Genomic DNA, 18533 nt, shown 5'->3' with positions numbered 1-18533 from the left:
GCCATGGCCTTTGTTTCAAGACACGACTTATCTTACCTGCAAAGATAATAATAAAAAAAATAAATGATAATCTAAATTTATCTGTTATCTTTCAATTAATCATGCAATCGTTTACACAAACCTGTCTGCATGCCCACACCATGCTCTATTTCAAAGATTTACAAGAAGCGTAAATCCGTTGGGCATAACAGCTACATCTACATTTTTCTTTTTCTCTCCGGTTATCAGGTCGCCAAGCCTGTAGCCGGCTTCGACAGACAGCACGCCAATGGCCGCACCTGCCACCACGTCGCCCCAGTGATGGCGGTTGCGTCTCACGCGGTCTACGGCAGTAACGGTGGCCACGGTGAATCCTGCCACGCTTATCCACGGACTCACCTTGCCAAACTCCTTATGCAGTATGGCGGCTCCGCAGAAGGCTATCGACGTGTGGCCCGACGGAAACGAATGGTCATCGGTGCCGTCAGGGCGCGTAGAATGTATGGTATGCTTCAGCGCATAGGTTACGCCGGCGTTGATGACAAACGACGTGGCCGAATTGACAAGCAGACGCTTCCACGAACTCTGGGCGTCAACCCCTGCTGCCTTGAGCACATAGGTTGATGCCAGCGGTACATACTGCAGATATTCGTCGATGCCGTCGCCATGATAGCGCTCATACTGCTGCTGTGCGTTGCAGGCCGATGACATAAAGACTGCAAAAACAATTATTATCAGTTTGCGTAGCATGGGTGCAAAGATAATGAAAGGTGAGAGCAATACAAAATAAAACTTGCTTTATTTTTATTGCCGAACCGCATCCTATCTTATCAAAAGATTACAAGACATTTAAATAAAAGACGAAAAGAGAACAATGAAAACGTTTTTAAGAAAGCTAAAACGAGAAAACCATTAATCAGACATAGGAAGCAAGCGGATTGAGAATTAGCTTCGCTGACCGTTGGCTCCTTATACTTTATTACGGATTTTCACTATGCTCATCAACTTGCATAAATCCGTCGGAACAATAGCATTGTTGCCATATATCCGGCATAACGGATTTCCGTCATTATGAGTAAATAATTTTGTCAGGATTTTGTGATTACGTCTATTATGCTTATCTTTGTGAACAGTGATAAAGATAATGATGAAAACTGCGATTTGCCTGGCTCTTCTTACGGCAACGCTGATATCCTGCAACGACAAAAAAGACCTAACCATATTTACGGCAGGATGCGAGCTAAAGACGGGAGACATTGTGTTTCGCCGGGGAGGAGGCATAAGCAGTCATGCGGTGATGATGGCCGACAGAAACGGACGCTACTCGCATGTGGGCATAGTGGTCGACTCGGCCGGCAAAAAGATGATTGTGCATGCCGTGCCGGACGAACCCGACTTTGAGGGAGACCCGGACAGGGTGAAGATGGAGACGCCCGAGAAATTCTTCTCACCGATAAACGCCAACGCCGGCGAGGTGAAAAGACTGAAGGGCGACACCATTATACCGCTGAAGGCAGCAGAATATGCCATGCAGACCTACCGCCGCAACACGCTCTTTGATCACGACTATGACGACAGCGACACCACGAAGATGTACTGCTGCGAACTCGTGGAGTTTGCCTACGCCAAGGCAGGACTGACGCTGGCCGGAACAGAGCGCCACGACATAAGTCTGCCGGGCATGAAAAAAATAAGGTGCATGCTGCCGTCTGACATCTGTAACAACAAGTCGCTAAAAAAGATTATTGCATTTTAAACCTATTATTAACAAACAAAAAAATTTTTGAACCATGAAAAAATTAATTGGAATTATGGCTCTTATGGCAGCCTTGTTTATCATGACATCGTGCGGTGGCGGCGGAAACACCCCTAAAGCCGTGGCAGAAAAGGCTGTTAAATGCTTGCAGGACAAAGACTACGACAAATTTGCCGACCTCGTTTATATGAAGGTTAAAGAGGGCGAAGACCCTGAAGCCGGAAAGAAGATGCTGTCGGGCATGATGCAGGGCAAGGCCGACAAGATGTATGAGAAAAAAGGCGGAATAAAGTCGTATGAGGCGCTGTCTGAACAAATAGACGAAAGCGGCGAGAGCGCTGTTGTTAAGATGAAGATTATGTACGGTGACGGCTCTGACAAAGAAGACGACATCAAGCTCAAGAAAGACGAACAGGGCAACTGGAAAATAGACATGGGCAAATAGTAACAGAGGCTTAATCATAATAAAAGACAGGGGGCAAGATGCTGATACATCTTGCCCCTGTCTTTTATCCCCTATCGGTAATTATACCGTATATGGCTTTATTATCTTGTATATATTGTCTGAAATATAACGCCCGACAAAGGTTTATCCTTGAATGTTATTCTGTGATGTCAAGCCGTTACTTCACCACAACCTTCTTGCCGTTAACGATGTAAAGGCCTTTGGCTAGTCCGCTTACAGCCTCATCGGCCGTAGCACCTCCCGACGTATGGCGCACGAGGCGTCCGTCTATGGTGTAGACACCTGCAGAGGTGCGTCCTTCGGCTTTGTCGGCCACGATACCGCCGATGCTTGTGGCATACTTGTCGGTAACATCGTCAACCTTATACTTGCCGCCCTCAGAGGTTGAAGAAATCTCGAAGTAGCTGTCTTTGCTGACGTTGTTCACGTCAACAGTCTGAGGCGAACCGCTCGCGGTGCTGAACACGAAGCACACGCAATCGTCCGACGAGTTCATCGTGTAGGTCTGATAATACCATGTCTTGCCGCCCACGGTCTTTGTAGTTGTAACGTTGTCGCCGGGCCATGAGCCGTTCACGGGCGAATGTGTGCCGTCGCCGCCCCACGACCAGAAGTTTACGCGGCTCCATCCTACGTTGTCGGCATTGACGCATACGGTTATCTCATGTGGCTGGAATGCCGTAACGGTGTAGTGACGTGTTATCATGCCGCTCACTGCGCCGCCTGTCAGCAGTGCAGCCTTGAGGGTTGTGGTGGCGTCGATGCTCACTGTTGCGCCGCTGCTGACCTTCGTGCCGTTAGATGCCGTTGGTTCGCTGCCGTCCGTGGTGTAGACAATCTGTGCGCCGGCATCGGTTGTGAGTGCGCTGAGAGTTACGCTCACGCCGTTGTCGTAAGAGCCGGAAGGAACATCGGCCCACACGCTGCCGGCATTGCGCGAGATATAATATGCAAAGTTCTGTCCCTTGTCAACGAGCTGATAATCGGCTTCCTTTACGGTTGACGAAGGCCATGAGGTTGAGCCCATAAGCACAACCACCGACTTGCCGTCAGTGCCGTTCACCTTGATGGCATACTGCGCAGCTGTGCGGTTCATGGTCTCAAATGTGCTCTCGTTGTTTATGCCGGCCATGTTGCGCGCATATATCATCTGCTTAATGTCCTGCTTATATTCCTTCCAGTGAGGCAGGAAGACGCACGGAGTGCCCGGCGCTGCCAGGATGAAGGCGTTGGCAGCCAGGATGTTGGCCTTCACCTCGCCGTCGTTGCCGCGGCCATAGGTGTCGTGGTTGTCAACGAAGGTTACGGCATAGCGGCGATAATACATGTCGTTGGCCAGACAGCTGCCGCCCAGCGTACTCCAGTTTGAAGACGAGTTGCAGCAGTCGCGCAGCAGATATTTCAGCGGGAAGTCGAACGCAGCCGACTGCTTTGCGCCGTTGGCTGTGGTGCCGTTGGCTGTGGTGCCGTCTATCCAGCTCTTTATCTGCGACACGCCGTCCCAATACTCGCCTACCGAATACTGCGGGTTAGCGGCCGTGTTGTATATGCCCGTAAACTCAGGCGCATAGCCCTTCACCATGTCGTAGCGGAAACCCGTATATCCAAGGTCGTTGAGCAGGAAGTCGAGATATGCCTTAACCATAGCCTGCACGTTGGCGCTGTTATGGTCGAGGTCGCGCGCTCCGTCGAAGTCGTCGCCCGTGTCGGTCTGTCCCGTAGGCTTAACCTCAGCCTGCGCAGCCGTCTTGCCTCCGTCGTCGTTAGAGCAGATGTCGGCAGCCCCCATCGTGTAGGTTACGCCCTTGTAGGTCTCCTCGGGGAAACTCATCCATGTGCCAGCCATCGACGAGCGGTGGTTGATAACCACGTCGGCTATAGTGCCCAGCCCCTTGCTCTTGAAGGTGCTGATCATGGAGCGCAGCTGCTGCTCGTTGCCGAACGTGCTCGTGTAGTTGTTAAACCAGTAGAGGTCGTTGTATCCCATGGAGTTGCCCGAGCCGCAGTTGCCACTCTGAGGTATCCATATCAGTTTGAAAAACTCAGACAGCTCGTCGGCCTGACTCTCGAGGTTGGTCCACTGTGTGTCTGAGAACGAGTCCCAATAAAAGCCTTGCAGCATCACGCCCTGCCAGCCCGACGGCCATCCCTGTGCCGAAACCGACAAAGCCATAAGTGACGATACGATTGTGGTAAATAATTTTCTCATGATATAAAAATGTTTTTTCACGGTGTAAAATTAAAGATATTATGAACATCTTGTTTACACGTCGCCACAAATATCAGCGAAACTTCTGTGCAAGCGTTTGTCTTGAGAACTGGAATGAATAATATTAAATCATTATACCATTTGACAAACGCCAAACCAGCCAACAAATTACAATTTATCAATAAGGTAACGTTTAAACCACGACGGAATATATTCAACCCCGTCAGCCATTGTCAGTTCACCGTCATTTACCGATGCCAACAACAAAGGCTTTGAACTGCTGTTGTCAAAGATATATGCTCTATCTGACAACCGAATTGCACTCAACATGAGATTAAGACTACGGTCATAGCGTTCAACTACCTTATCATCAGGTACATCATGTCCACCCAATTTTACACGTGCCTGCACACGTTCACGGTTCAAAGAAGGATTTTCGAGCGCCACAAAATACAGATAAACACGGAAGCCTTTACTCCGCGCCTTGCGGATATACTCCAACTTTGAAGGATGAGACATCACAGTCTCAAATGTAAACTTATCACAGTTATCCAATAAAGCCTCACGCAGATATGCCGACAAGAACGAAGTAAAATAATCATTCACTTCACACCTGAAATGCATAATACAACCATCCACATAACATGCATTACACATATCGTCACCTCCGGCCTTAATGAAAAGTGACGATTCCGAGAAGCTTTGCTTGAAATGAGATTCATCAAAGGTTTTTAAATAATGGCTAAAGTCGAAAGTTTTTGTTGCATTGATAATTTTCTTCATTTCGTCTGCGTTCACATAAATGCCAAGACTTACACCAGCCTCACGCACTATAGACGTAATCGTTGATTTGCCCGAGCCGTTTGGCCCTGCAAAAACACGCAGCCGTTTAACATTCATAATATTCCTCACTTCAGCTTATAAGTGTTCTGAGTCACCCGATAACGAGTCTGACCAAGCTCTTCTATTACAGAAACATCGCCACGTCCGTTAACACGACAGATTTTGTTGCCACGAAGCACAGTAGCCTCTCCACCTTGTTTTAAAGTTTCGTTATAAGCCCTGCGTCCGAATCGTTTCAGTCCGGCAACAATACGCTCTTCTTCAGAACCTGCACTGAGCAATTCTGAAACAGAAGTATTACGGTATGATGTCTGATTCTTTTTCATGTTGCTTTTAATTTAGATTATCCGTTTACAAATATAACAAATTTTCGTGATAGCATCTATAATTTCCGACTAATTTTTCATCTATAAAAAAGCATAATTCATACATGTCTGCCTCACGTGCCACCGGATGTGTTACCACAAGGCATTAGGATTTTTCACTCTTCACTTTTCGTTTTTCACTTATGTCAAAGCACGTCGAGATATTTCTCCAGAGGTATGCCGCGGTTCTTGTCAGTGTTGTCCTTGTTGAGGTCTATCAGCTTATACACCACGTCCATGGCCTTGCGTGTGCTTGGTTTCAGTTCCTTTCCGCCCAGCAGATAGCCTATGAGCACGGCTGAGAAGATGTCACCGGTGCCGGGGAAATGAACGGGTATCTCGGTGTAGGGCTGTGTGAAATACTCGCCGTTGACGTGGTTGTAGCCAACAACTGACGGCTGGCCGTCTACACGTATGCTCGTTATCAGGGCCGACTTTGTGCCTAACTTCAGAAGTGAGTCGAGCAGTCGACGGGCACCTTCGGCTGTTACTCCGGCAGCGTCATATTGGCTGTCGGTGAGATAGCAGGCCTCAGTATAGTTTGGAAATACAAGATGGGCCACGCTGACCATCTCGCGCATGCTCTTTATGGCCTCGTCGGTAACGCCGTTATACAGCTTGCCCTCGTCGCCCATTATCGGGTCGACATACACCACCGTTCCGTTCTCTGCCTGTTCGCGACAGTAGGCTGCTATGATGCGCGCCTGAGTCTCCGACGCCATGAAGCCTGTGGCTATGGCATCGAACGAGAAGCCGAGCTCGCGCCATACGGGGAACACGCCCTTGATATACTCTGTTGTCTCGAGTATGTTGAACTTTCCGTAGTCGAGCGTGTTAGACACAAGTGCCGTGGGCAAATTATATGTGGGATGTCCCATATACGACAGTATAGGGAGCATGGCTGCCGTGGCCACCTTTCCGTAGCCTGCCATATCGTTTATGAGCAATATCTGTTTCTTTTTCATAACATTCTAAGTTTCGGCTGCAAACTTACATAAAACTGATGAATTAACGCAAACAAAATTGAAAATATGGTCTGGCACAAAGCATATTTATATGACAAGCACAAAATGAAACCCGCAAAGCCCCAGCCGGCCATTATACCGCATACTATGTTATACACAACATAAGACAAAGACACAGGCTGAATCATAACGCTATATTTCAGTTAAAGCCCTGCCGGATATCAGTCGTTCAATGCGAAACCATCTTCAGTCCAATTATTGAGGCTATCAGCGTGGTGATAAAGAACAGGCGCAGGAATGATGCCGGCTCATGAAAGAAAATGATGCCCAGCAGCACCGTGCCAACGGCCCCTATGCCTGTCCACACGGGATAAGCCGTGCCTATGGGCAAAGTCTGCACCGCCTTGGCCAGCAACACCATGCTCAGGACAAGACACACAAGAAAACCGACGCACCACAGATACCACTCCGTGCCGGAGGCTTCCTTCATCTTGCCAAGGCAGAAGGCAAAGCCCGACTCAAAAAATCCGGCAATAACAAGAATAATCCAATTCATCTGCTTTTATTTTTTCTGCATATACAAAATCGCAAACAAAGATACGAATTTTAATCTAAAACAGAATGACATAAAAATCTAATCAGTCGACATACTGCAAATTGCGCTGTCACAGGCAACAGCTTTTATTCGCATGCGCAGCTTTATGACGCAAAAAATTAACTAAGATTATCGTCATAAGGCTTAATATTTTCGCATAAATTAATTACTTTTGTAAACGGATTGAGAATACTCTGTCCAAAATATATTTTAAGGATTTAAAGAAGCGTTATGCTTTTCTTGTAAGTTGGAAACGTAGGAAATTTCATAACTTGGCACAAGAGAGGGCATAGTGGTTCTCACGCTATAGCGTGGGCTGCTATTATCATATCTGTGCCAAAGGTTTCCTACGACCTCCAACTTAGACATGATAGCATTGCAGTTCCACGCTTTCATATTGTATAACCGCCCTCAGAGGAGCTTATGGGCACAAAACATACTTATATATGAAACAACACTTCTGCCAAAGTTGCGGAATGCCGATGCAACCATAACTATGTCATTCTGCATTTTAAAGGTACAGAAGCCACATTCTGGATTAACGGAGAATTTAATCACTCTACAATTTGATTTACATGAAAACAATAATTTCTGATACACAAAACATTGCGGCCTGCGGCCTTTACTGCGGAGCATGCCGCAAATACCTTGCCGGGAAATGTCCCGGATGCAGGCTGAACGAGAAAGCGTCATGGTGCAAGACACGCTCATGCTGCATGGCAAACAAATTCAACACATGCGCCGAGTGCCCGCGCGACGTGAACGACTGCAAACTGTATTCAAACTGGATAGCAAAAGTGTTTGCCTTTCTGTTCAACTCAGACAGGGCGGCATGCATACGCTATATCAAAGAGAAAGGCGAAAAGGCTTTTGCCGAAGAAATGAGCAAACGTAAATGTCAGACAATAAAAAGAAAATAAAAATATGAAGAACGAAATATTATATGTCCTGCTGGACAACTATGCCGACCACGAACCTGCGTTCCTTGCCTCGGCCATAACATGCGATGAGCGCGGCATGAAAGAGACACCTAAGTTTGTAAACAAGACCGTTGCCCCCACACTGGACGCGGTATGCTCCTGCGGAGGCTTCCGCACTCTGCCCGACTACTCGTTAGACACCATGCCCGAGGATTACGCAGCACTGATACTTATAGGCGGATTCGGCTGGCTTAACGGGCAGGAAGCCGACAGAGTGGTGCCAATAGTAAGAAACGCCATCGGTCGGGGCATCATTGTTGGAGCAATATGCAACGCGGCATCATTCCTCGCCAGACACGGATTTCTTAATAACATCAGGCATACCGGAAACGGACTGGAACAACTGAAACTTTGGGGCGGAAACAGCTATACGAACGAGGCCAACTATGTAAACGAACAGGCAGTGTCAGACAAGCGTATAGTTACAGCCAACGGCTCCGGCTATCTGGAATTTGCCAAAGAACTTCTTCTACTGCTTGAAAACGACACTCCAGAACGCACGGAAATGTTTTATCGCTTTAATAAAGAAGGACTTGTAAAGATTACTTCAAGTTCAAGCAAATAAGTCATTATGCAAACGGTCGGCAGCAACAAAAGTGACGTCACGCCGGAATTATTAAATCAAGGAATATTTTGATGCATACCATTTCATCACTTTTGTTGCTGCCACATTTTAACCTAAATCGCATTAGGATTCAGCCTTTCGCTTTGCCTGATAACAAGATGCCCTAAACAAGACATTCTGTTTATTATAATATACTCACCCCCCACAAAAACCACCTCGTCTCCCTCCTACCCCATTCGCCGGCCTAGAATTTTTCATGCCGAACCATTTCATTTTTGCAATATAAAACAAATTCCGGGTATCTTATACATAAAAACATAAAGGCGTTAAACCGTAGTCAGGATGTTAGCATGAAAAAGTAAAAAGTCAGGACAAAATATTTTTTCAATCTGGAAAATCAACATATAACGGATGTTAAAGAGTATGCATTGCAGCAGCAAAATATTTAACATCTGTTTGCTTTTCTCATGCAAAAATGGCGCAAAAGCATAAATTTTCAGAGCTAAAACGGCTGTTTTTGTGATGTAAAAGGGCAACATCCGAACGGTAAACCTATCGGTTTTGAGTGAAAAGTGGCCGAGTAACATTTTTTAACCATTACGTTTTAGTTCTGTAAAACGTATAAAGCACTATAAATCAACGTCTTAACAAAAATGTGCAAAATCTGCCATTTTTCACGCCAAACCACGAAACCGTGACGAGCATGGCGATTCTGGAGGCGTTAAACGTTCAATTTAGGAGATATTTTTTTAGGAGTTAAAGTCAAATGCCTTGTAACTTAAAAACAAACGACATATACCAACAAGGCTATTGTGCCGGCTGATTTGTAATTGTCGTGCAAGCGAGAGCAGAAGCAAATCTCATTTGATTATGCCGAGCGTAGCCGGCAATCAATAAAATTAATCTGCCGGAACTGAATATAAGGATTTTTTTATCCGATTACTTCCTATTTTTTATTAATAGGTATGAGTCTCGGATCAAAGATCCTTATATTTTTTGCTGTCGGATAGCATATCCGACAGAACAATAGTCTTGTTGCTTCAAAACAAAAATAGAATTTTCCATCACCATAAAGCATTTCAATTTAAGAGATTTTCCAGTGACGCCGGACATATACCAACAAGACTATTGTGCCGGCTGATTTGTAATCTGCCGGAATTGAGTATAAGGATTTTTCAATCCGCTTGCTTCCTATTGCTAATTTATAGGTATGTTTTTCGGATCACAGATTCTGATACTTTATGCTGTCGAATAGCATATCCGACAGAACAATAGCCTTGCTGATTCTCTACGACAATTCCATACAAAATTTTGCATCACCACAAAGCATTTGGATTTTTCACTCTTCACTTTTCGTTTTTCACTTACACATGTATAGCATATACAACAAAAAATATCTTGTGGATTCATAACAATGACAAAATCCACAAGATATTTGTTTTAAATCTTTAAATAAGAAGATTCTAAAGTTCAACCCTGCCGTCTGACGGATACGTGAAGTTGATTTCGTGGAGCGTGTTGTGGCTGTTTATCACGAGAATATACTTGCCGGCCTTCAATGGCCCGACCTCATAAGAGACGTCGAAGGGACAGATGCAGTTGCAGCTTGTGTCGGTCTCCTTTTCAACAACGCTTATGCGGTTGCCTGTAACGGTCAGCGTAACGTCTATTTTCTCCGAACAGCAGTTGTAAGACACGTTAGCATGGTTGATGTAGACATAACCGTCGCTCTTGCTCTTATACTCTACATACTCTGTATCAAACGGACTGCGTGTTGTTGCGGAGCCGGCCTGTGAGGGCTGTCCTTCAGTCTTACATCCAGTAGTGTAGACATTACGGACGTTTACCGTTGTCGTTCCTTCGTCGTCGCTGCTGCATGACGAAACAACGAACGCCGCACACATAGCGGCAAGACATGAACAAATTAGATTTAGCTTCATAGATTAAGGCTTTTTAGTTGAAAAACTCTTGTTGGCTGTAACCTCGATGCACCGCCTTGAGCGCTGACCTGAGGCGAAAGACGCCGGCCGCAGCATGGGTCTTTAAAGATACTGACGCCGGCGAGAGAGTGATGCGGCCATGAAAAATGTGCCGCAAAAAATCAAATGCGCCACGCACTTTGTATTTAAACAAGGGTGCATGGCGCATAACACAAAATCTGATATTATTCTGCTAAGAATACAAATTCAGTAGTAATGTCGTTGAAGTAGACGCTGTAGGTACCAGCCGGAACTGTCATGTTGCCACCGTTATAGTCGGCTTTGCCATAATAGTTGTCGGCAATGTTGGCACCGTTGCCCCAGCTGTCAGCCCAGTCGTGTCCTGCACGGAACTTGAGTCCGCCGTCAGACGGGATGCTGACCTTGGCATACCAGTTGTGGGGAGTAACCTGAGTGAGGTCTACGTCGCCGTTCCAGCTGTTGAAGTCGCCGATGAGCGAGATTGAGGTGTATTCCTTCGGAGCCTGGTCGCTGAGCTTAGTCCATGTATACTTCATGGTTGTCATGTCGATGGTGAAGGTGTAATACTCGGCAGAAGGAGCAGAGATAGACTGTGCGCCAGAGTTTACGATGTTGCCGGCAGGAGAGTTGTCGCCGTCAACTGCACATCCGTAAGCCTTGTCCCAGTTGCCGAAGTCGGCATCTGCCCAGAACTTCAGGTCGTAAGCACCCTTCCATTTTGTAGTGTAGCTCATCACGGTGCTTGTCTGCGGATAGAACAGACATGTCATGCCTGTAGCCGGGTCGTTGTTCCATCCCTGCAGGTCGCCCACCATGTAATACTCGCCGGCCATCTCTTCGATGGTGTAAGTATAGTCCATCATATTGACGGTGAGCTTATAGAAGCCCTGTTTCTCTATCTTACCGGCCTTTGGAGCTGTGGTTACGAGCGAGCCTGTGAGACTCGGGTCGCCGTCAATGGCAACACCCACAACACCGTCTGTTCCCTCATGCCACAAGTCGCCAGAGTCGATGTTGCCCTGCGGAACTATCTTCCAGTAGCAGTCGGCCTTAGGTGTTGTGAACACTACAGAGAACACAGGATCCTCATATACATCGGCACCTGAATGTGAGAACTTGATAGCTGCATCAGCAGCCCATCCGCACATGTCGCCAACAAGATAATAAGCGTCGGCAATGTAAGGAGCCTTAGGCGTAACTGAAATCTGAATCTTGCCGGCATCAACCAGGAACGACTGGCCGCCGATGACGATATCAGAATAAACCTGAGCGTCGAACACGCGGGCTGCCGGACGACGTCCGTAGAACTCAACCACGGCGTCCTGAAGCGCAGTGCTGTCGAGCATGCCGTCGGCGGTTGCCTCAAGCGTTTTCTTTGTTGCAGAAGAGCCGTCAGCCGGCAACAGTTCTACACGTGTATGCTCTATCGTGGCACCCTCAGGCAGGGTTGCAGCCGAAAGCGTGAACGCCTTGACGCTTGTGCCGGGGTTAGCCAGGTCGATAGGGTCGGCAGCCGTTGCCGTATAGCCCGGCAACGTAACTGCTTCTTCCTGCGGATTGCTCTGCGGGTCGGCCCAGTCGTCATAATCGCCGTTACATGAAACGAACGTCATGGCTGAAAGCAACAGACCGCCCAAAAATAATATCTTTTTCATAATGATATTTCTGTTAAATGGTTTAGATTATTGGTTATTTTACTTCTCCTCTGTCGTAGTCGAAGTCTACATAGAGTTTCTGACCCTTCTCGCAGGTAACAGAATAGTCGCTGCCCACGTTCTGAGCCCAGTTGTCAGGGATGTCGCAGTCGCGCCAGTAGAGGTCGCCCTTATAGAGAGTGAACTCTGTGCGCCACCAGTCGAGACCCGGCACCTTGATGCTTGCGCGGAGCTCGCCGCCGGCAAGGAAGGCAGGAGATACCCACTGAGCAGAAGCATCGGCAGGAGCTGTAAGCTGAGTTGCAGCGTCATGTCCCCATGTAACCTGAGACATAACAGTACCGAGGACATAAGCCTCGCCCGGATAAACAGTGAGGGCAGACTTAATCTGGTTGTTCTCAACCGAAACGTTCATAAACAGAACATACCATCCGCCGTTGGCCACCTGTATGCCGCCGTCAGCACCCTGAGACAAGCCTGCGCCGGCCTGGTCGTCAAACGAGTTGGTCAATGCATAGCCCTTGTCCGGTGTGTCTGTGTCGCCCCACATGAATGTTGAGCCTGCAGCAAGATAAGCCATGCCGTAGAACTGGCCCTCGAATCCGTAGACAGCAGCAAGAGGCTTAGCCTCAGAACCGTTGCGGATAGAAGAACCTGCGATATATACAGTCTTAGGCATTGTTGCAACATAAGATACAACAACCTTTGGCAGAGTGATTACGTTAGAGTTGCACCAGCCCTTGTCGCTGTTGGCGATGTGGGCACGCAGACGCACGTAAACAGGCATAACTATGCCGGATGGGTCGGCACCGTTGTTCTTCTCCTGATACATTCTTACAATGGCATTGTTCATTTCGGTAGCATTTACGTTCATGTTAGCCTGGTTGTATGTGGTCTCAAGAGTTGTGTAAGTGGCAGCCTCCACTTTGGCAGCATCGCCAGAAGCGAAGTCTGGGTCGATAGAAACCTGCACCTGATAGGTGGTTACAACAGGGAAGCCATAGTCGGGCTGCGATGTCGTAAGGTTGACATATGTAGAGTTAGCCAAGTCGTATACATTGTCGTTGGCATGAGCCGGCACGTTAAGCACAAACGATTCGGGCTGATTTAATATAGGGTTGCTCTCGTCGTCGGTCTCACATGAAGCCATGAAAGGCAGCACGCCCAACACCAGTGCCGGAACGAACAGTTTCTTTATTATATTTTTCATAATCATTTTCATTTTAAAACTTTATTGCAAACTGATTGCCATGTTATCAATAACCGGGGTTCTGTGTAAGGTTGCTGTTGTTGAGCACGTCGGTTGCCGGTATAGGATAAACATTATAGTGAGAGTCAACGGTTGTTCCGTTAGCGGCTCCGCCCTTCCAGTCCCATAGATATTTGCCTGTCGTGAAGCAGCCAAAGCGTACGAGGTCGCTGCGGCGACGGCCTTCGAGATAGAACTCGCGGCACCACTCGTCGAGGATATCCATGTCAGATGTGATAGAGCTTATCTGCTTTGCGTTGGCACGCTTGCGCAGCTCGTTGATGTCAGAAACAGCCTTCTCGGGCTGGCCCTTGCGATAATAAGCCTCTGCACGTGTAAGATAAACCTCTGCATAACGGAACAGCGGAATGTCTATGTCGGGATATTCGGTGTCGTGTGTGGGCTGACCGTCTGTACGGAAGTTGTTCCACTTAACGATAGAAAGTCCGTCATTGAAGCTTGATATAGCATCTGTCTGCAGCTTGCGTACACCACCGCCACGGCCGCCGTAGAACAAAGCTCGGTCGTCGCCGGCCTTAGCCACGATCTGAGCTGTTGACGAACCGTCCTGCTGGTCGAGAGCCTTGATTTCGGCCTCTGTAGCTCCGGCAGGAGCCGGCTCTGTAGAAATCGGGCAGTCAGACAGTGTGGGGAAGAACTTCTTTACCATTGCTGCACGTGCGAAGATACAGCTCCAGCCATTGGTTGTTCCCATGTCGGGCATTCCGGCAATACGTGTCGCGCTGACGAGCATGAATGAGCCGCTGTAGCTGCGGGTCTTCTGTCCGTCCTGACGGATAGGCAGGATAATCTCCTTCATAGCCTGCGGGTTCTCGTCGTTGTCGGCCATGAACAGCTGTGCATATCCAGAATAGCCGTTCTTGGCTGTCTTTGAAAGTTCGTAGGCTCCGCTGCCAATAAGCAGGTCGCAATAGCTGATAGCCTTGTCATAATCCTTAATCTCGCCCTTGGTGTAGATCTCAGAGTTGAGGGCCAGACGTGCATGCAGCATATAGGCAGCACCGCGGTCGGCACGGCCAAAGTTCTCAGAGTTGCAGTAAGCACCAACCTCGGCCATCTGCGGTTCAATCTCTGTCAGCTCCTGGTCGATCCATGTGTAAAGGTCCTTGCCGCTCTTCTCAACAGGAAGGTCGCTGATGTTGAAGTCGAGCTTGAAAGGTGACTTGCCGAACAGGTCGAGCATGTACCAATAATGGAGAGCACGCAGGAAGCGTACCTCGGCACGGTTGAGCTTGTTGGCCTCGTCGTCGGGCACCTGGCTCAGGTAGCTGTTGAACAGAGTGATGTCGTAAGTAAGGCGTGTGTAAACCCACTGAGTACGGATACTGCTTGAGTTCCATGCAATGTTGGTAAGCTGCGGAATGTCAGTATCTGTCTGCCAAGCCCATACACACTCGTCAGAGGGAAGCTCCATGCAGTTGAACGTTGTACGGTAGAAACCCGACTCACCCTCGTCGTCGCTCAAGTCGCCATTGCCGGCTACACCTTTCTGACCTGTAAGTCCGAGAGTGGCATAGCATTTAGCCAGCAAAGCCGTAGGATCAGCAGACGGCTTGGTCTGCGGGTCGATTGAGCTTATGTTAAGGTCGTTGGCACAACCGGTCAATCCGGCTGCAAGCACAGCGACTGCCAATGTTCTAAAAAATATCTTTTTCATTGTTATGTCCTTTATTTATTACTTTTATATAAATGCACAACCATTAGAAATTAAGGTTAAGACCGATCTGAACGCTGAATGGACGTGGGTAAGGATTTCTGTCGATACCGCCTGCAACTTCAGGGTCGAGTCCCTTATATTTTGTAATGATGAACGGATTCTGCACAGTTGCGAAAATACGTCCTGAGAAGTAATCCTGTCCTGCATACTTGAGCAGAGCCGGGAACGAATAGCCAAGCGTGATGTTGGTACACTTCAGGTATGATGCGTTGCGTACGAAATAGTCGCTGAGATAATACTCAGTACCGTTTGTTCCGCTGAAGCCGAGGTCAACGGCTGCCTGTGTAGTGTTTGTGAATGCGCTGTTAGAGTAGAGTCCTGATGCGCTTACGGCTGCCCTGTTAGACAGGAAGTCATAGTAAACATAGTTGCCGAGAGATGCGCGGAATGCTGTGCTCAGGTCCCAGTTCTTGTATGTGAACTTCATTGTAAGACCCATGAACACGTCAGCTGCCGGGCTCTTGTAGAAGTAACGGTCGTCGTTGTTGATGATGCCGTTGCCGTCGCGGTCAACATATACGCCTTCGAGCGGTTTGCCGTTCTCGTCGTAAACCTGCTGGTAAACCCAGAATGAGTTGGCCGGCTGACCTACTGTGTGTGCCTGAACGTGAGTGCTGTTACCGCGTGAGATGGTTGAACCAGACTCAACATAATAGTCTTCGTCACCGCCGATAAGCTCTGTAATCTCGTTGTGGTTCCATGCAACGTTATACTGAACGTCCCATACAAAGTCCTTAGTAACGATAGGCTTGGCTCCTACTGTGAATTCAACACCGTAGTTCTCAAGTGAACCGATGTTCTGTGCCATACGCTGACCGAAGTTCATAAGTGTAGAAAGAGTAACCTCCTGGATAAGGTCTGTTGTCTCACGATAGTAAGCATCGATGTTTGCAGTGATGCGGTTGTTCAGGAATGCAAAGTCAAGACCTGCGTTCCATGTTGTTGTTGTCTCCCATGTCAGGTCGGGGTTGTATTTGTTCGGACGCATTGTGTAATAGTATGTGTCGCCGAAAGGATACTGAGCATAAGAGTTGCTGTTTACATAGAGCGGAGTGTAGAGGAAGTCGTAACCGATGTCCTGCTGACCTGTCTGACCCCATCCGAGACGGAGCTTGAACTCGTTCCACCATTTGATGTTCTTCATGAACTTCTCGTCATTGATCTTCCATGCAAGAGCTACAGAAGGGAAGTAGCCCCACTTGTGTCCGTCGGCAAAACGTGAAGAACCGTCGGCACGGATTGTGGCTGTAAGCATATAGCGGTCGAGCAATGTATAGTTGAGACGTCCGAAGTAAGACACAAGAGAGTTGTGTGTGGCCCACTCTGTCTCATTTCTCAGAGCCGGGTTGTTGGCCTCGCCTGTATACGGGTCTGTACCCTGTCCGATGTTGTATCCGCTGCGGTGATAGTGTGACTCCTCGGCACCGGCCATCACGTCGATGTAGTGAGCGCCGAAGGTGTGTGTATACTGTGCATAGGCATTAGCCGTGATGCTGTATTTCCAATAGTAAGTACGGCCGTCCCAGCCATAATAGTTGTTGCTGTAACCGTAAGGAGAGTTTATGTCGCTCTGACGGCTTGCAGTATATTGTCCACCATAGCTTGCATGCAGGCGCAGGTCCTCAAATCCGTGAATCTTGTAGTCAACCTCAACGTTTGCAGTGAAGTCGTTAGAATGAGCATAGCACTCGTTCTGCTCAAGATATGCAACAGGGTTCTGAGGAGCGTTAGGATTCTTGGTGTAAGCCCAAGAAGGATCGCTGAAGTTTGCCGAAACGATGTTCTGCCAGTAGCCGCCCAGCCACTTGTAAGGCTCGCTGTCGTCCATTACAGGGCGTGTCGGGTCCATTGAAAGCGCACCGCCGATGGCTGCGCCGCTGTCAACATAGCGGTCTTTCTCGGCCATGTACTTGGCAGTGATGTTAAAGTTAAGGTGATCGTCAAGGAATGACGGCGCAAGGTTAACAGAAGCGTTGAAACGGTTCATGAAAGAGTTCTTGATGATACCCTGGTCGCTCTGATAGCCGATAGACACGCGGTAAGGCATGTTCTTGAGTCCGCCGGTCATTGACAAGTTGTGAGATGTGCTGACTGCAGTGCGGAATATCTCGTCCTGCCAGTCGGTGTTTGCATTGCCGAGCATGGCAACGCCGCTCTCGCCGATAACCTTGCCTACGAGTGCGCGGTATTCGTCGCCGTTGAGCACTTCATAGCGTTTCTGAGTTGTTGAAACGGTTACGTCGCCGTTGTAAGAGAATTTAGGACCAGAGCCCTTCTTTCCTTTCTTTGTGGTGATGATGATGACACCGTTAGACGCGCGCGAACCGTAGATGGCTGTAGCTGAAGCATCCTTAAGGATGTTGAAAGTCTCGATATCATTAGGGTTGATCATAGCCAGCACGTTGCTCATACCTGTAGCGGTGTTGTTGTCGATGGTAAGACCGTCGATAACGAGCAGCGGGTCGTTGCTTGCATTAAGAGACGAACCTCCGCGGATGCGGATCTGAGATCCTGAACCCGGGGCACCGCCGCTGGTGATAACATCCACACCGGCAACCTTACCGACAAGCATGTCGGCAGCGTTGTTGGTGATACCTTTACTCATATCATCAGGCTTCATAGCAGAAACAGAACCGGTGAGGTCGCCCTTCTTGACAGTTCCGTAACCGATAACGACAACGTCCTCAAGCAACTGCGAGTCGTCCTGAAGGGCTATCTTCATATTCTGCGATGCTGCCGTCTCCACCGTCTTGTATCCGATGTATGAAACCGACAGCATGCTGCCCGGCTCAGCCTTGATACTGAAGTTTCCGTCAATATCAGTTATCACACCGCCGCCCTGACCTGCAACACGGACAGTAGCTCCGATGATCGGCTCTCCGGAAGCATCTGTAACTTGCCCGGTAATAGTACTTTGGGCAAATGCTCCCACTGATAGGAACAGACCAAACAAGATGGCCAGAATCCTAATAGAGGTTTTCATTTTTACCTGCTTCATCTTCTTGTGGTTTTAAAGTTAACATTAATGATTTATTAATTAAATTGTTTATATTTGCAGTAGTTCAAAAAATAGAGCTTTAAGGTCATTTTTTCTAGCTGCAAAAATACGTTTAGATATGATAAAATTATCTTTTTTTAGCTAAAAAATACGTTTTGCTCTGTGCAAACGTTTACACAAATAAAACGATATAATAATAATAATGTGAA

General features: G+C 47.9%; 15 protein-coding genes. 4 read left to right on the top strand and 11 right to left on the bottom strand.

Going from position 1 to position 18533, the window contains the following annotated elements; genetic code table 11:
• Window positions 1–150 precede the first annotated feature (150 nt).
• Window positions 151–729 (bottom strand): phosphatase PAP2 family protein, encoded by a 579-nt coding sequence (locus tag ACZMIG_RS05445; RefSeq protein WP_053398948.1) that lies wholly within the window; start codon window positions 727–729, stop codon window positions 151–153.
• Window positions 730–1123: 394 nt separating this feature from the next.
• On the opposite strand from ACZMIG_RS05445, the gene ACZMIG_RS05440 reads away from it, so the two are divergent.
• Together ACZMIG_RS05440 and ACZMIG_RS05435 are read left to right on the top strand one after the other, a co-directional pair.
• Window positions 1124–1735 carry a YiiX/YebB-like N1pC/P60 family cysteine hydrolase gene (locus ACZMIG_RS05440; protein WP_487889208.1) on the top strand — a complete coding sequence of 204 codons (612 nt, stop codon included), beginning with the start codon at window positions 1124–1126 and terminating at the stop codon, window positions 1733–1735.
• Between the two features lie 34 nt (window positions 1736–1769).
• Window positions 1770–2180, top strand: a complete 411-nt coding sequence (locus tag ACZMIG_RS05435) for a DUF4878 domain-containing protein (RefSeq protein WP_082335276.1) — start codon at window positions 1770–1772, stop codon at window positions 2178–2180.
• Window positions 2181–2358: 178 nt separating this feature from the next.
• On the opposite strand, the gene ACZMIG_RS05430 is transcribed toward ACZMIG_RS05435, so the two are convergent.
• The 5 genes from ACZMIG_RS05430 to ACZMIG_RS05410 all read right to left on the bottom strand — a co-directional run bounded on the left by ACZMIG_RS05430 (window position 2359) and on the right by ACZMIG_RS05410 (window position 7139).
• On the bottom strand, window positions 2359–4410 hold the full coding sequence (locus ACZMIG_RS05430) for a chitobiase/beta-hexosaminidase C-terminal domain-containing protein (RefSeq protein WP_487889207.1): 2052 nt from the start codon (window positions 4408–4410) through the stop codon (window positions 2359–2361).
• Between the two features lie 168 nt (window positions 4411–4578).
• Complete coding sequence (locus tag ACZMIG_RS05425; protein WP_288949143.1) at window positions 4579–5310, bottom strand: ATPase; 732 nt, start codon at window positions 5308–5310, stop codon at window positions 4579–4581.
• An 8-nt stretch (window positions 5311–5318) separates the two neighbouring features.
• A complete protein-coding gene (locus ACZMIG_RS05420) occupies window positions 5319–5579 on the bottom strand; it encodes a hypothetical protein (protein ID WP_053398953.1) in 261 nt (86 codons plus the stop codon).
• Between the two features lie 185 nt (window positions 5580–5764).
• The gene (locus ACZMIG_RS05415) at window positions 5765–6583 is read right to left on the bottom strand and encodes a pyridoxamine kinase (protein ID WP_021853378.1); all 819 of its coding nucleotides are present in this window, start codon (window positions 6581–6583) and stop codon (window positions 5765–5767) included.
• Between the two features lie 229 nt (window positions 6584–6812).
• Window positions 6813–7139 carry a DMT family transporter gene (locus ACZMIG_RS05410; RefSeq protein ID WP_021853377.1) on the bottom strand — a complete coding sequence of 109 codons (327 nt, stop codon included), beginning with the start codon at window positions 7137–7139 and terminating at the stop codon, window positions 6813–6815.
• Window positions 7140–7753: 614 nt separating this feature from the next.
• On the opposite strand from ACZMIG_RS05410, the gene ACZMIG_RS05405 reads away from it, so the two are divergent.
• Together ACZMIG_RS05405 and ACZMIG_RS05400 are read left to right on the top strand one after the other, a co-directional pair.
• Window positions 7754–8098, top strand: a complete 345-nt coding sequence (locus tag ACZMIG_RS05405; RefSeq protein WP_370799233.1) for a DUF3795 domain-containing protein — start codon at window positions 7754–7756, stop codon at window positions 8096–8098.
• 4 nt (window positions 8099–8102) lie between these two features.
• Window positions 8103–8723, top strand: a complete 621-nt coding sequence (locus ACZMIG_RS05400) for a DJ-1/PfpI family protein (RefSeq protein WP_302024286.1) — start codon at window positions 8103–8105, stop codon at window positions 8721–8723.
• 1463 nt (window positions 8724–10186) lie between these two features.
• On the opposite strand, the gene ACZMIG_RS05395 is transcribed toward ACZMIG_RS05400, so the two are convergent.
• From ACZMIG_RS05395 to ACZMIG_RS05375, 5 genes are all read right to left on the bottom strand, one after another.
• Window positions 10187–10663 (bottom strand): hypothetical protein, encoded by a 477-nt coding sequence (locus ACZMIG_RS05395; RefSeq protein ID WP_147630868.1) that lies wholly within the window; start codon window positions 10661–10663, stop codon window positions 10187–10189.
• A gap of 224 nt (window positions 10664–10887) precedes the next feature.
• Complete coding sequence (locus ACZMIG_RS05390) at window positions 10888–12339, bottom strand: Outer membrane protein SusF domain-containing protein (protein ID WP_487889206.1); 1452 nt, start codon at window positions 12337–12339, stop codon at window positions 10888–10890.
• A gap of 34 nt (window positions 12340–12373) precedes the next feature.
• Window positions 12374–13549: a SusF/SusE family carbohydrate-binding protein gene (locus ACZMIG_RS05385; protein WP_487889205.1), complete on the bottom strand. Its 1176-nt coding sequence runs from the start codon at window positions 13547–13549 to the stop codon at window positions 12374–12376.
• Window positions 13550–13595: 46 nt separating this feature from the next.
• Window positions 13596–15266, bottom strand: coding sequence for a starch-binding outer membrane lipoprotein SusD (gene susD, locus ACZMIG_RS05380; RefSeq protein WP_021854381.1), 1671 nt, complete (start codon window positions 15264–15266; stop codon window positions 13596–13598).
• Between the two features lie 43 nt (window positions 15267–15309).
• The gene (locus ACZMIG_RS05375) at window positions 15310–18324 is read right to left on the bottom strand and encodes a SusC/RagA family TonB-linked outer membrane protein (RefSeq protein WP_487889204.1); all 3015 of its coding nucleotides are present in this window, start codon (window positions 18322–18324) and stop codon (window positions 15310–15312) included.
• Window positions 18325–18533: the final 209 nt, after the last annotated feature.

This window comes from Xylanibacter sp. (assembly GCF_057607445.1).
Note: the sequence above shows the minus strand (reverse complement) of the source record. Positions and strands in the feature narration are given on the sequence as shown.